The sequence below is a fragment of the Citrobacter sp. Cb023 genome, from assembly GCF_030336805.1.
GTDB classification, from domain to species: domain Bacteria; phylum Pseudomonadota; class Gammaproteobacteria; order Enterobacterales; family Enterobacteriaceae; genus Citrobacter; species Citrobacter braakii.
Genome location: NZ_JAOWCV010000040.1, coordinates 239,703 through 251,755 on the forward strand (window position 1 = coordinate 239,703; position 12,053 = coordinate 251,755).

The following is a 12,053-nucleotide window of genomic DNA, read 5'->3' on the forward strand; positions in this document are numbered from 1 at the left end:
GACGGCAAGGGAGCGAATCCTCAGGAGCGTACATCAGTACGTGACTGGAGGGAACGACTGCAGCCAACGCAGAGGCAGCTTGAATGATGACGCGTATAAACGAAAACAAGCCGCGCATTCCTTCCGGAAGCACGGCCTTACAACTACAACTCTGTCTGAATTGAGAGCCTTGGCTCTCAATGGATTAGTACAGACGAGTACGGCGTGCGTTTTCGCGAGCCAGTTTCTTCGCGTGACGTTTCACAGCAGAAGCTTTAGCGCGCTTACGTTCAGTAGTCGGTTTTTCATAGAACTCACGACGACGAACTTCCGCCAGAACACCTGCTTTTTCGCATGAACGCTTGAAGCGACGCAGTGCTACGTCGAACGGCTCGTTTTCACGTACTTTAATTACCGGCATGTAACTCTCACCTTTATAAATTCGGTTTGCCGCTGGCATCAACGCCAGCTTATTTCAAAATGGTGCGGAATTTTACTGCAATTGCTGCTGCTTTGTAAAGCACCGACGCGATTTTGAAAGGGACTTTTATAAGGATAAGGAGTATACACGAGCGGAACTCCTGGGGCGAACAAAGTTTTACATCAACCCGCATTGGTCCTACACTGCGCGGTAATAGAGCGAGGTAAAACAAGTCATGCGTGTACTGGGTATTGAAACATCCTGCGATGAAACCGGCATCGCCATTTACGACGATGAAAAAGGTCTTTTAGCCAACCAATTGTATAGTCAGGTGAAATTACACGCTGACTACGGCGGCGTAGTGCCAGAACTGGCCTCGCGCGATCACGTACGTAAAACCGTACCGCTGATCCAGGCCGCGCTGAAAGAAGCGGGACTGACGGCAAAAGAGATTGATGCGGTGGCGTATACCGCAGGTCCTGGTCTGGTTGGCGCGCTGCTGGTCGGCGCAACCGTAGGACGTTCGCTGGCGTTCGCCTGGGGCGTACCGGCAATTCCTGTGCACCATATGGAAGGGCATCTGCTGGCGCCAATGCTGGAAGATAATCCCCCTGCTTTCCCGTTCGTTGCGCTGCTGGTTTCCGGCGGTCACACGCAACTGATCAGCGTCACCGGTATTGGGCAGTATGAATTGCTGGGTGAATCGATAGATGATGCCGCTGGTGAAGCGTTCGATAAAACGGCCAAGCTGCTGGGGCTGGATTATCCTGGCGGCCCAATGCTGTCAAAGCTTGCATCGCAAGGCGTTGAAAAACGCTTTGTCTTCCCGCGCCCGATGACCGACCGTCCGGGTCTGGATTTCAGCTTCTCCGGCCTGAAAACTTTCGCCGCGAATACCATTCGTAATAACGAAAATGACGATCAGACGCGTGCAGATATCGCCCGTGCGTTTGAAGATGCTGTGGTTGATACGCTGATGATCAAGTGTAAACGCGCGCTGGATCAAACCGGTTTTAAACGTCTGGTGATGGCGGGGGGCGTGAGCGCTAACCGTACGCTGCGCGCAAAACTGGCCGAGATGATGCAAAAGCGTCGTGGCGAAGTGTTTTACGCGCGTCCGGAATTTTGCACCGATAACGGGGCGATGATCGCCTACGCGGGCATGGTGCGTTTTAAAGCGGGTGCAACGGCGGATCTTGGCGTGACCGTGCGTCCTCGCTGGCCGCTGGCGGAATTACCGGCGGCATAAGCACATAATATTGTAGGCCCGGTAAGCGTAGCGCCACCGGGCAATACTCTACTCCCGCAGCATCCCTTTCTCTTCCAGAAACGCGATAATTTTTTCCAGACCCTCTCCGGATTTTAAATTACTAAACGTCCACGGACGCTCGCCGCGCATGCGTAGGGTATCGCGCTCCATCACCTCCAGCGAGGCGCCCACGTAAGGGGCCAGATCGGTTTTATTGATCACCAGAAAATCAGATTTGGTGATCCCCGGGCCACCTTTACGCGGGATCTTCTCACCTTCGGCAACGTCGATCACATAGATCGTCAGATCCGCTAATTCCGGGCTGAAGGTGGCGCTCAGGTTATCGCCGCCGCTTTCCACAAAAATCAGATCCAGATTGCCGAATTTCTCGCTCAGCGCCTCTACGGCGGCCAGATTCATCGACGCATCTTCACGGATAGCGGTGTGCGGGCAACCGCCGGTTTCCACGCCGACGATCCTGTCTGGCTCCAGTGCGCCAGCCTCGGTGAGAATGCGCTGATCTTCTTTGGTATAGATATCGTTGGTCACCACCGCCAGTTGATAGCTGCTGCGCATGGATTTGCATAACGCTTCCAGCAGCGCCGTTTTGCCGGAGCCAACCGGGCCGCCAACGCCCACGCGCAGGGGATGCTTGTTGTTACTCATTTTTTCTCCTCAGGAGCGGAATAATCGGGAATATTGGGTTTCATGCCGGGCAGATGCGATGGCCGCCAACGGCGTTGCTGAGCCGAGGCTGGCGTCAGGACACGCCAGCGCCTGTGCCAGACCTTGCGCATACCGATTGCAGAGCGCAATGATCAAACGCTGGGCCGCCTGCTGCCCAAAAGGGACCAGTTTGACGCCAGCCATCACTGCGCTCTCAATCCAGCTGTAGCCGAGGCTTAATGCCAGCTCCGTCAGGGGGATTTTCCAGCGCACGCCCAGCCAGGCCATACCGCAGAGTTGGCTGTCGACAAAGAGCGCGCGCCACTCCCGCGAGCAATCAGCTTCCCAGTCGATGACCAGCCGCGTAAACGCCGCGCCCCGACTGCGTTCTTCATCCCGTAGTTCGCGGGTTTCCCGACAGGCCAACAGGTAAGCGCTCCAGCGGCGTGCTGCAGCCAGATCGTCCTGCTCGCAGGCGCGATACAGTCTCGCCAGTAGCGGTAGGTCGACGGTAAAGAAGTTCTGCTCCATCTGCTGGATTTGCCAGTCAGAGAAGTCATCGGCGCTTTTCACCCAGCCGATTTCAACCGCCCACTCCAGACCCTGGGACCAGGTAAACGACCCCACCGGGAGAGCGCTGCTGGCAAGCTGCATCAGACGCAGCTGTTGGATGTTATGCATCAGTGCGCATGGGCGTGATGATGCCCGTGTGATTCACTGGCATAAGCGCCTGCTTCCGGTTCAAACGGTAGTTGAGCGAACGTCACCTCCAGGCTGAACTGGCGCAACATGGCGTCCAGCACATGATCGTGATGGTAGCGCAACTCATCCGGCAGAATTTGCAGCGGAACGTGGCGATTGCCGAGGTGATAACAGGCTTTGGCGAGCAGGAAAGGATCGGCGCAGCGCACCACGGAAACCGACTCCGGCGCGGCGATCACTTCGATCACCTCGCTGCCATCTTCGGTGGTCAGCAGATCACCACTGCGTAACAGCAAACCGCGCGGAAGCATTAGCCCGGCTTCGCGACCGTCGTTCAGCGTCACTCTGGCACGGCTTTTTACTCGAATATCAATGGGTAGCGTGACGCTTGCGGTGACGCGGTGGGCGTGGTCAAGGCGTTGGGTCAGGTAGATCATCGTCACTCCTCAAAACAGGAAATAGCGTTGCGCCATCGGCAAAACGTCTGCCGGTTCGCTGGTGATAAGTTCGCCATCAATGCGCACCTCATAAGTCTGAGCATCGACGGTGATATTGGGTTGCAGGCCGTTGTGGATCATGTCGGCCTTTTTCACCGTCCGACAGCCTTTGACGACGGCGATGGCGCTTTGCAAATTGAGCTGCTGCGGGATGTTTTGCGCGTTAGCGGCCTGCGAAATAAAGGTCAGCCGAGTACGATGCCGCGCCGCGCCAAGTGCACCGAACATCATGCGGTAATGCACCGGCTGCGGGGTGGGGATCGAGGCGTTGATATCGCCCATCGGCGCACAGGCGATCATCCCGCCCTTTACGATCGTCGCTGGTTTTACGCCAAAAAAGGCTGGGGACCACAGCACCAGATCGGCCAGTTTGCCAGGCTCAACGGAGCCAACTTCGTGGGCGATGCCGTGGGTTAGCGCCGGGTTGATCGTGTATTTGGCGACGTAGCGTTTAACGCGCTGGTTGTCGTTGTCGCCTGTTTCTTCTGCCAGCGGACCACGCTGAACCTTCATGCGGTGCGCCACCTGCCAGGTGCGCAGGATCACTTCGCCCACGCGCCCCATCGCCTGTGAATCGGACGAGGTCAGGGAAAACGCGCCAATGTCATGCAGCACATCTTCGGCAGCGATCGTTTCCCGGCGAATGCGTGATTCGGCAAAGGCCACGTCTTCGGCGATATCCGGATCGAGGTGGTGGCAAACCATCAGCATGTCGAGATGCTCGTCGATGGTGTTGACGGTATAGGGCAGCGTCGGGTTAGTGGAGGAGGGCAGAATATTTGGATGCGCGCAGGCGGTGATGATATCCGGCGCATGGCCGCCGCCCGCGCCTTCGGTGTGGAAAGTATGAATGGTGCGATCGCCAATCGCCGCCAGCGTATCTTCAACGAAACCGGACTCATTGAGCGTATCGCTGTGCAGCGCCACCTGGATATCCATCTCCTCTGCCACTTCCAGGGAACAGTTGATGGCGGCTGGCGTAGCGCCCCAATCTTCATGGATTTTCAGGCCAATGGCGCCCGCGGTGATTTGCTCGCGCAGGGCGTCAGGGTTTGAGCCGTTGCCTTTACCCAGCAAACCGATGTTAACCGGCAAGGCGTCTGCCGCCTGCAGCATGCGCGCGATGTACCACGGACCCGGCGTGCAGGTGGTGGCGTTAGTACCTGCTGCCGGGCCGGTACCGCCGCCGATCATCGTCGTTACGCCGGAAACCAGCGCCTCCTGTGCCTGCTGTGGACAGATCCAGTGAATATGCGTATCCACGCCGCCCGCGGTGACGATCTTGCCTTCCCCGGCGATGACTTCAGTGCCCACGCCTATCGGGATCGTAACGTCGGGCTGAATATCAGGATTACCCGCTTTGCCGATGGCGAAGATCCTGGCGTCCTTGATGCCGATATCCGCTTTCACGATCCCCCAGTGATCGACGATCAGGGCGTTGGTTATCACCAGATCCACACACGCTTGCGCGCGCATTTGTCCCTGACCCATGCCGTCGCGGATCACTTTCCCTCCGCCGAATTTGACCTCTTCGCCGTAGGTGGTGAAGTCTTTTTCCACCTCAATCCACAGGTCGGTATCCGCCAGGCGTACCTTATCGCCGGTGGTTGGGCCAAACATGTCGGCGTACGCCTGCCGTGAAATTTCACTCATCATTTGCCTCCAGTGCGCCCATCACTTCGCTGCGAAAACCCACGATCCTTTGTGCGCCAGCGACGCGCACCAGTTCGACTTCGCGTTTTTGTCCCGGCTCAAAACGTACCGCTGTGCCCGCAGGAATGTTTAGACGAAAGCCGCGTGCAGCCCGCCTGTCAAAGCGCAGCGCCGGGTTCACCTCGGAAAAGTGATAGTGCGATCCCACCTGGATGGGTCTGTCGCCATGATTTTCCACCACGATCGTACAGGTTTCCCGCCCCTGATTGAGCGCGATATTGCCTTTGGCTATCTGATATTCACCTGGGATCATTGCCGCTCCTTAAACGATCGGATTGTGGACGGTGACCAGCTTTGATCCGTCCGGAAACGTCGCTTCAACCTGAATATCTGGGATCATCTCCGGCACGCCTTCCATCACCTGATCGCGGCGCAGGACGTGACGCCCGTCTTCCATCAGCGAGGCCACAGTTTGACCATCGCGTGCCCCTTCCATGATGAAAGCGCTAATTAGCGCCACCGATTCCGGATAGTTCAGCTTCAGCCCGCGGGCCAGGCGACGTTCTGCCACCAGCGCGGCGGTAAACAGCAACAGCTTGTCTTTTTCTCTGGGGGTTAGTTCCATACGGGGTCTCTTAGGTTTGCCAGATTCGCGGTAGTACGGGCGGTTTGTGTGTCAAAAGCGGGCGCAGAAATTGCCAAATGTCTCGCATAACGCGCTGAACAATCAGGTTGTCGTCGGCAAGAAAGCGGATCGTCAGCAGTGAGTCGTTAAGCGTTGCCCCGGCGTAATCGCCAAGCGGCGTCAGCCGCTCGCGCGTGCCTTCCAGCATGTTTTCAGTGGCCGGATAACACAGCAACGTGCCGACCCACGGATGGTGCGCGACGCCGCTCAGCTCCCCCTTCTGCAACTGCAAGCGCTCTATCAGCAGCGGCTGCCCATTTCGCCACACTTCCAGACGGTTTTGCAGCGAGCCGTGGCTGAAGGACTCCTGCATAACTGGTCGCCCGAGGCACAGCAGATCCCAGGCCAGCAGTCGACTCTCCGACGCGATGTGAAAGACGGACTGGATAGTGGCGTTGGCGCCAGGAAAGAGGATCGTATCCTGGGGGAGCCACTCCAGCGTGGCGTGCGGGGCGAGCGTGAAATGTTGGCGCAGCAACGCCTGCGGGCCACCGCTGCGATAAAACTTTCCCGCGCCGGGCTGGGTGATTAACGCATGACTGTTTTCGTTGAGAGTTACGGCAATGTGTAGTTCATCCCCGCCGACGATCCCCGCGGGTGGATGAAGCAAATAGAGGTGGCAGACGTCCTCTTCCGGGTAAAACGGGCGCTGAACCGTCAATGGACCCTGATGACGCGCCGAGGCGAGCACCGTGTTGTGCCCAGTGCGGGTGAAATGCAGATCCAGTTCGGCCTGCCAGCCCCGTGTGAGTGTCTCGTGCGCAACCGTGTCCAGAGCGTTTCCCTTATCAGCATGAGGGTGTTTGCATACAAAAAAGTATGCCTCAGCGCATCGGGAAATCGATCATATGAGAAGCTTATGGATAAAGGGGCGACAATATGCCGCCCCAATGGGGTTTTACAGTAAAACGAGGGGCATCCAGACCAGACCGGTAATCACCAGCAGCACAAGGAAAATCAGGCCAAAAATAGCACCGAGTCGCCAGTAATCCACCGTAGGCAAATAGCCGCTGCCGTAGTAGATAGGGCTAGGACCGGTGGCATACGGGGTCAGAATGCTGCCGAGACCAATGGCTGCGCCGACCATCAGGCAGAAGACCGGAAGTGGAATTTCCGGCATTGCCAGTGCGGCGGCAATCATCATCGGCGCCAGGGCGGAGGTATACGCCGTGGCGCTGGCAAAGAAGTAGCGCAGCAAATAGAACACCACAATGAGCGCCACCATCACCATCATCGGCGAATAACCGCTCAACCCGTTTGCCAGCAGCTTGCCGAACCAGGTAATAAAACCGGTGTTATTGAGCCCGGTCGCCAGCGTTATCAGCGAGGCCAGCCAGAAAAAGACGTTCCACGCGGCTTTATTACTGACGATGTCATCCCAGCTAATGATGCGCAGTACCAGCATCAACGCCACTACGCTGTATCCGACCATCGCAGCGTCAATGTAATCGCCGCCGAAGATCCACAGCACCAGTGCGCCGACCATCAGCACCAACATCTTTTTCTCGCGTGCGCAGAGCGGTCCCATTGCTTTTAGCTCTGTATCCGCCCAGCGCGGAACCTGATCGCCGGATTTCAGTACCGGTGGATACAACACGTACGCCAGCCAGGGCACAATCAGCACCAGTAAAATACTCAGCGGCAGCATGCCTAAGAACCAGTCGCCCCAGCTCAGCGCCGTGTGGGACGCGCCTTTCATCAGGCCGATTAACAGCAGGTTCGGCGCCATCGCCGTTAAGAAAATGGCGCTGGTGACGCAGTCGGCGACAATGCCCATCCACATAATGTACGAGCCAATGGAGCGAGAACTGGCGCTATTGGGCTGCGAGTTATACAGCGGCGGCAGGTTGCGGATAATCGGGTAGATTATTCCGGCCCCGCGCGCGGAGTTGGATGGCGTGACGGGAGCGAGGATAAGTTCAGAGAACATCACCGCATAGCCGAGAAACAGCGTCCGGTGCCCCATCTTTTTCACCAGCATCAGCGCGATACGTCGACCGAGCCCGGTTTTCTCATAGCCGGTACCAAACATAAAGGCCGCGAAGATAAGCCAGATTACCGAGTTTGAAAAACCTGATACCGCCCATGACAGCGATTTGGCGGTAAATTTAAAACCGTCCTGCGCGAGTTGCTCCGGGCTGAACAGCAGCCACGGTGAAAGGACGGCGATGATCGAAATGCCAATCATCGCTACCACCGCGCCCGGTACAGGTTCCAGAATAAGGCCCACAATCACACCGGTAAAAACGGCAAAATAGAGCCAGGTGTGGCTCTCAAGGCCGTTGGGGACGGGCAGTACAGCAATAATGGCGATGACCACCAGCGGAGCCAGGTATCGCCACCAACCAGCTAAAGGTGCCATTGTTGTATCCCTACGAAAAGGGAGAGGCGCAGCGCCTCTCCGGGAGGGTTATTTGATGTAGTGCACGTGCTCGCAGATTTCATCGACGATAGGATCGCGACGTTCAGCGAACAGCTTTTTGTTTTCGGCGATCAGGTTATTGCCGTGGGTATCGATGGAAACGATCAGCGGGCCGAACTCTTTAACCCGACATACCCACAGGGATTCCGGCATGCCAAGTTCGGTCCAGTGTACCTCTTCGATCTCTTCAACCTGGGTTGCCGCCACGACCGCACAACCTGCCGGGAAGATTACGTGCAGCGCTTTAAACTGTTTGCAGCCTGCTTCCGTTAGCGGTCCCATGCCGCCCTTGCCGACCACCAGTTTGACGCCCGTCTGCTCGATAAAGTCTTTCTCAAACGCTTCCATACGCATGCTGGTGGTTGGGCCAACGGAGACCATCTCCCATTTTTCACCGTTCTTACGTACGATGGGCCCCGCGTGGAAAATGGCTTTGCCGTTCAGGTCATAAGGAATCGGGCGCTTCAGTTCGATCAGGCGGCGGTGACACACGTCACGGCAGGTCACCAGCGTACCGGTCAGGTAGATGACATCGCCAACGCGAATGTCGGCCAGATCTTCGGCTTTGATCGGGGTTGTGAGGATCTTTTTCATAACGCGCTCCGGGTGTGAGACAGGTTTTCGAAGGAGAGGTCAGCATGAACCAACAGCGTGCCGCGACGGTGTGCCCAGCAGCCGGTAGAAACGGCAACGCCGATAGTCGACGGATGGCGTGCGGCGGATTCGATATGCACGCCCATCACCGAGCTATTCCCGGTCAACCCTTGCGGGCCAATGCCCAGACGGTTCAGCCCTTCTTCCAGACGCAGTTCCAGTTCGGCCGCTTTTGGATTCGGATGACGTGATCCGATAGGACGTAGCACCGCTTTACGAGAAAGTACGGCGGCGGTTTCCACGGAGGTGGCAATACCTACGCCCACCAGCACCGGCGGGCAAGCGTTGACTGCTAACGTGGAGATATTTTCGAAGACAAATTTCACCACGCCCTCGTAGCCTTCAGAAGGCATTAACACTTTCGAACGTCCCGGCAGCGTACAACCGCCGCCTGCCATGTAGACTTCGATTTCCGCGTCGTCGTTATCAGGGATGATGTCCCAGGTGACCCACGGCACACCGGTACCGGTATTTTTGCCGGTATTCACTTCGTCAAAAATCTCGACCGCGTTATGGCGCAGCGGCGCTTTTACCGTGGCGTCTTCAACGGCCTGTTTCAGGATGCTTTGCAATTCGCCCAGCAGCGGAAAACGGGAGCCGACCTTCACAAAGAACATAATCTCGCCGGTGTCCTGACAGGCCGGACGGTTCAGGTCGATAGCTTTCTGCATGTTGTCAAACATGGTGTGGTAGATGATTTTACCCATCGGCGAAGTTTCGCCTTCACGCAGCTGTTTTAATTTATCTACGACATCGTCAGGCATGCGGGTAGAAATCATGGCGGTAAAATCGGCGACAATGTTTGTCAGCGTAGTTATCGCATTTTGGTTATTTTGATTGCTCATCTTGTTAACTCCAGTTCTTTTATTTATCTGGAAATAAATTCTCCGCCACAAACTACCACTAAAAATGTGGGTTTATATTATTTGTCACTGTGAATATCCAATTAACAGATCGTGAATGATGTTCAGATAAGCAATAAAAATTGCGCAAAGGCAGGGTTTAATACGCATGAGGGAATTACACTGCGGTTAACAACTTTACGGATATACCGATCATGCTGAACACGTATCCCCTCGCGAAAGACCTGCAGGTCCTGGTTGAAATTGTTCATAGCGGCAGCTTCAGTGCCGCCGCCGCGGCGCTCGGCCAAACGCCCGCGTTTGTGACGAAACGCATTCAGATCCTTGAGTCCACGCTGGGGACGACGCTGCTAAGCCGCTCCGCGCGCGGCGTGACACTCACGGAGAGTGGTCAACGTTGTTATGAACATGCGCAGGCTATTCTTGCGGGCTATCAGCATCTGGTCGATGACGTCACGCAACTCAAAACGCGCCCGGCAGGGATGATTCGTATCGGCTGTAGCTTTGGCTTTGGGCGCAGTTATATTGCACCGGCTATTACCGAACTGATGCATAGCTATCCTGAATTACAGGTGCATTTTGAACTTTACGATCGGCAAATTGATTTGGCGCAGGATAATATCGATTTGGATATTCGTATTAATGACGAAATTCCGGATTATTATATTGCGCATTTGTTAACGAAAAATAGAAGAATATTATGTGCAGCGCCGACGTATTTACAAAAATACGGTGAGCCGACAACGCTGCAGGAATTAAGTCGTCATGATTGCCTGGTCACTAAAGAACGCGATATGACCCACGGGGTGTGGGAGCTGGATAACGGCCAGGAGAAAAAGTCGGTCAAGGTGGCGGGACATCTTTCCTCTAACAGCGGCGAGATTGTGTTGCAGTGGGCGCTACAGGGAAAAGGGATTATGCTGCGTTCCGAATGGGACCTGCAGCCGTTTTTGGCAAGCGGTGAACTGGTGCGCGTGCTGCCGGACTATGCGCAAAGCGCCAATATCTGGGCGGTTTATCAGGAGCCGCTGTATCGCAGCGTGAAGCTTCGGGTGTGCGTGGAGTTTCTGGCGACGTGGTGCCAGCACCGATTAGGCAAACCGGTAGAGGGGTATCACATTCCCCACGCCGGATAAGACGCTGTTGCGTCGCTATCCGACATTAAAATCACTCTGGGTCTCTTTCGCGTTTTTTCTTCAGCTTGGTCCAGATCTTTGGCTCCTGACGACGCCACAGACGCTGAATGTTGTCATGGTGGCGTAACAGAATTAAGCACGACAGCATGGACACCGGGAAAGTGAACTGGGGATTGAACCACCAGACGTAAAAGGGGGCGATCAGCGCGCTGACGATAGCGCCTAGTGATGAATAGCCGCTTAATAAGACGGTCAGCAGCCAGGTTCCGGCCATCACGCCGGTTAAATCCCAACCAATCGGCGCAATTGCGCCAAAGGCGGTGGCAACGCCTTTCCCACCTTTAAAGCCGAAGAAGACCGGCCAAATGTGACCCAGACAGGCGGCGATCGCGATCAATCCCAGCCAGAAGGGGCTAATGCCTAGCGCATAGGCACCCCAGACGGGTAACATACCTTTCAGGACGTCGAAAATCAGCACCGCGACGGCGGCTCCTTTGCCACCGATGCGCAATACGTTTGTCGCGCCCGGATTCCCAGATCCGCTGTCACGCGGGTCCGGTAATCCAGCAAGGCGGCATACCAGAATAGCACTGGAAATTGAGCCACAGAGGTACGCGAAGATAATCATTCCAGGCGCGATTGCACTCATAAGCTGTTCCGTTTTGAAAATGTCGTGTAAAACGCTACTTCTGTGGATAATACGCATATTTCGCCGGAAGTGGTATCCGGGTTAGCCAAAAAGCAGGCAGGTCGTGATGGATATTGTATTTATAGAGCAACTTTCTGTAATCACCACTATTGGTGTTTACGACTGGGAACAAACGATCGAACAACAGTTGGTGTTCGATATCGAAATGGCGTGGGACAACCGTAAATCGGCTAAAAGCGATGATGTGGCTGATTGCCTGAGCTATGCTGATATTGCTCAAACGGTTGTTAATCATGTGGAAGGCGGGCGCTTTGCGCTGGTCGAACGCGTGGCGGAAGAGGTGGCGGATCTGCTGCTGAGCCGTTTTAATTCTCCATGGGTGCGGATCAAACTCAGTAAACCTGGCGCGGTAGCCCGTGCGGCCAACGTCGGGGTTATCATTGAGCGTGGCAATAATCTGAAAGAAAATAATTAAAA

Annotated in this window: 15 protein-coding genes; 3 read left to right on the forward strand and 12 right to left on the reverse strand. The window is 55.7% G+C overall.

The features are described from left to right. Window positions 1-184: 184 nt before the first annotated feature. Complete coding sequence (gene rpsU, locus OGW44_RS22025; RefSeq protein ID WP_001144069.1) at window positions 185-400, reverse strand: 30S ribosomal protein S21; 216 nt, start codon at window positions 398-400, stop codon at window positions 185-187. Window positions 401-635: 235 nt separating this feature from the next. On the opposite strand from rpsU, the gene tsaD reads away from it, so the two are divergent. Then, window positions 636-1,649 carry a tRNA (adenosine(37)-N6)-threonylcarbamoyltransferase complex transferase subunit TsaD gene (tsaD, locus tag OGW44_RS22030; RefSeq protein ID WP_003024694.1) on the forward strand — a complete coding sequence of 338 codons (1,014 nt, stop codon included), beginning with the start codon at window positions 636-638 and terminating at the stop codon, window positions 1,647-1,649. Between the two features lie 48 nt (window positions 1,650-1,697). Here tsaD and ureG read toward each other — a convergent pair whose 3' ends face one another. The 10 genes from ureG to ttdA all read right to left on the reverse strand — a co-directional run bounded on the left by ureG (window position 1,698) and on the right by ttdA (window position 9,773). Then, window positions 1,698-2,315, reverse strand: coding sequence for an urease accessory protein UreG (gene ureG, locus OGW44_RS22035; RefSeq protein ID WP_016154547.1), 618 nt, complete (start codon window positions 2,313-2,315; stop codon window positions 1,698-1,700). Between the two features lie 9 nt (window positions 2,316-2,324). After that, window positions 2,325-2,996, reverse strand: a complete 672-nt coding sequence (locus OGW44_RS22040) for an urease accessory protein UreF (RefSeq protein WP_075848568.1) — start codon at window positions 2,994-2,996, stop codon at window positions 2,325-2,327. Next, entirely contained in the window at window positions 2,996-3,454 is a 459-nt protein-coding gene (gene ureE / locus OGW44_RS22045) for an urease accessory protein UreE (protein ID WP_016157501.1), read from the reverse strand. The genes OGW44_RS22040 and ureE overlap by 1 nt, the downstream gene beginning before the upstream one ends. Before the next feature lie 9 nt (window positions 3,455-3,463). Continuing rightward, window positions 3,464-5,167, reverse strand: coding sequence for an urease subunit alpha (gene ureC, locus OGW44_RS22050; protein WP_019077710.1), 1,704 nt, complete (start codon window positions 5,165-5,167; stop codon window positions 3,464-3,466). After that, a complete protein-coding gene (locus OGW44_RS22055; protein ID WP_016154543.1) occupies window positions 5,160-5,480 on the reverse strand; it encodes an urease subunit beta in 321 nt (106 codons plus the stop codon). The genes ureC and OGW44_RS22055 overlap by 8 nt, the downstream gene beginning before the upstream one ends. A gap of 9 nt (window positions 5,481-5,489) precedes the next feature. Continuing rightward, window positions 5,490-5,792 (reverse strand): urease subunit gamma, encoded by a 303-nt coding sequence (locus tag OGW44_RS22060; RefSeq protein ID WP_016154542.1) that lies wholly within the window; start codon window positions 5,790-5,792, stop codon window positions 5,490-5,492. A gap of 10 nt (window positions 5,793-5,802) precedes the next feature. Beyond that, the gene (locus OGW44_RS22065) at window positions 5,803-6,627 is read right to left on the reverse strand and encodes an urease accessory protein UreD (protein ID WP_200084175.1); all 825 of its coding nucleotides are present in this window, start codon (window positions 6,625-6,627) and stop codon (window positions 5,803-5,805) included. Between the two features lie 123 nt (window positions 6,628-6,750). Beyond that, the gene (locus OGW44_RS22070; RefSeq protein ID WP_049283285.1) at window positions 6,751-8,214 is read right to left on the reverse strand and encodes an anion permease; all 1,464 of its coding nucleotides are present in this window, start codon (window positions 8,212-8,214) and stop codon (window positions 6,751-6,753) included. A 48-nt stretch (window positions 8,215-8,262) separates the two neighbouring features. Further along, a complete protein-coding gene (gene ttdB / locus OGW44_RS22075; RefSeq protein ID WP_016154539.1) occupies window positions 8,263-8,868 on the reverse strand; it encodes a L(+)-tartrate dehydratase subunit beta in 606 nt (201 codons plus the stop codon). Then, a complete protein-coding gene (gene ttdA / locus OGW44_RS22080; protein WP_016154538.1) occupies window positions 8,865-9,773 on the reverse strand; it encodes a L(+)-tartrate dehydratase subunit alpha in 909 nt (302 codons plus the stop codon). Before ttdA ends, ttdB begins: the two co-directional genes overlap by 4 nt. A 212-nt stretch (window positions 9,774-9,985) precedes the next feature. Between ttdA and ttdR the strand changes: the two genes are divergently transcribed. Next, complete coding sequence (gene ttdR, locus OGW44_RS22085; RefSeq protein ID WP_016154537.1) at window positions 9,986-10,927, forward strand: L-tartrate utilization transcriptional activator TtdR; 942 nt, start codon at window positions 9,986-9,988, stop codon at window positions 10,925-10,927. A gap of 31 nt (window positions 10,928-10,958) precedes the next feature. Here the strand turns inward: ttdR and plsY are convergent, their stop codons facing one another. After that, on the reverse strand, window positions 10,959-11,576 hold the full coding sequence (plsY, locus tag OGW44_RS22090; protein WP_016154536.1) for a glycerol-3-phosphate 1-O-acyltransferase PlsY: 618 nt from the start codon (window positions 11,574-11,576) through the stop codon (window positions 10,959-10,961). A gap of 106 nt (window positions 11,577-11,682) precedes the next feature. On the opposite strand from plsY, the gene folB reads away from it, so the two are divergent. Then, window positions 11,683-12,051, forward strand: coding sequence for a bifunctional dihydroneopterin aldolase/7,8-dihydroneopterin epimerase (gene folB / locus OGW44_RS22095; RefSeq protein ID WP_003828442.1), 369 nt, complete (start codon window positions 11,683-11,685; stop codon window positions 12,049-12,051). The last annotated feature ends 2 nt before the right edge of the window (window positions 12,052-12,053 follow it).

Bases quoted from the DNA above. Each gene is read 5' to 3' on its own strand.
- ttdR (WP_016154537.1), top strand. From the start codon at position 9,986: ATGCTGAACACGTATCCCCTCGCGAAAGACCTGCAGGTCCTGGTTGAA.
- OGW44_RS22070 (WP_049283285.1), bottom strand. From the start codon at position 8,214: ATGGCACCTTTAGCTGGTTGGTGGCGATACCTGGCTCCGCTGGTGGTC.
- ureE (WP_016157501.1), bottom strand. From the start codon at position 3,454: ATGATCTACCTGACCCAACGCCTTGACCACGCCCACCGCGTCACCGCA.
- plsY (WP_016154536.1), bottom strand. From the start codon at position 11,576: ATGAGTGCAATCGCGCCTGGAATGATTATCTTCGCGTACCTCTGTGGC.
- OGW44_RS22060 (WP_016154542.1), bottom strand. From the start codon at position 5,792: ATGGAACTAACCCCCAGAGAAAAAGACAAGCTGTTGCTGTTTACCGCC.
- tsaD (WP_003024694.1), top strand. From the start codon at position 636: ATGCGTGTACTGGGTATTGAAACATCCTGCGATGAAACCGGCATCGCC.
- rpsU (WP_001144069.1), bottom strand. From the start codon at position 400: ATGCCGGTAATTAAAGTACGTGAAAACGAGCCGTTCGACGTAGCACTG.
- folB (WP_003828442.1), top strand. From the start codon at position 11,683: ATGGATATTGTATTTATAGAGCAACTTTCTGTAATCACCACTATTGGT.
- ttdB (WP_016154539.1), bottom strand. From the start codon at position 8,868: ATGAAAAAGATCCTCACAACCCCGATCAAAGCCGAAGATCTGGCCGAC.
- OGW44_RS22040 (WP_075848568.1), bottom strand. From the start codon at position 2,996: ATGCATAACATCCAACAGCTGCGTCTGATGCAGCTTGCCAGCAGCGCT.
- ttdA (WP_016154538.1), bottom strand. From the start codon at position 9,773: ATGAGCAATCAAAATAACCAAAATGCGATAACTACGCTGACAAACATT.
- OGW44_RS22055 (WP_016154543.1), bottom strand. From the start codon at position 5,480: ATGATCCCAGGTGAATATCAGATAGCCAAAGGCAATATCGCGCTCAAT.
- ureG (WP_016154547.1), bottom strand. From the start codon at position 2,315: ATGAGTAACAACAAGCATCCCCTGCGCGTGGGCGTTGGCGGCCCGGTT.
- ureC (WP_019077710.1), bottom strand. From the start codon at position 5,167: ATGAGTGAAATTTCACGGCAGGCGTACGCCGACATGTTTGGCCCAACC.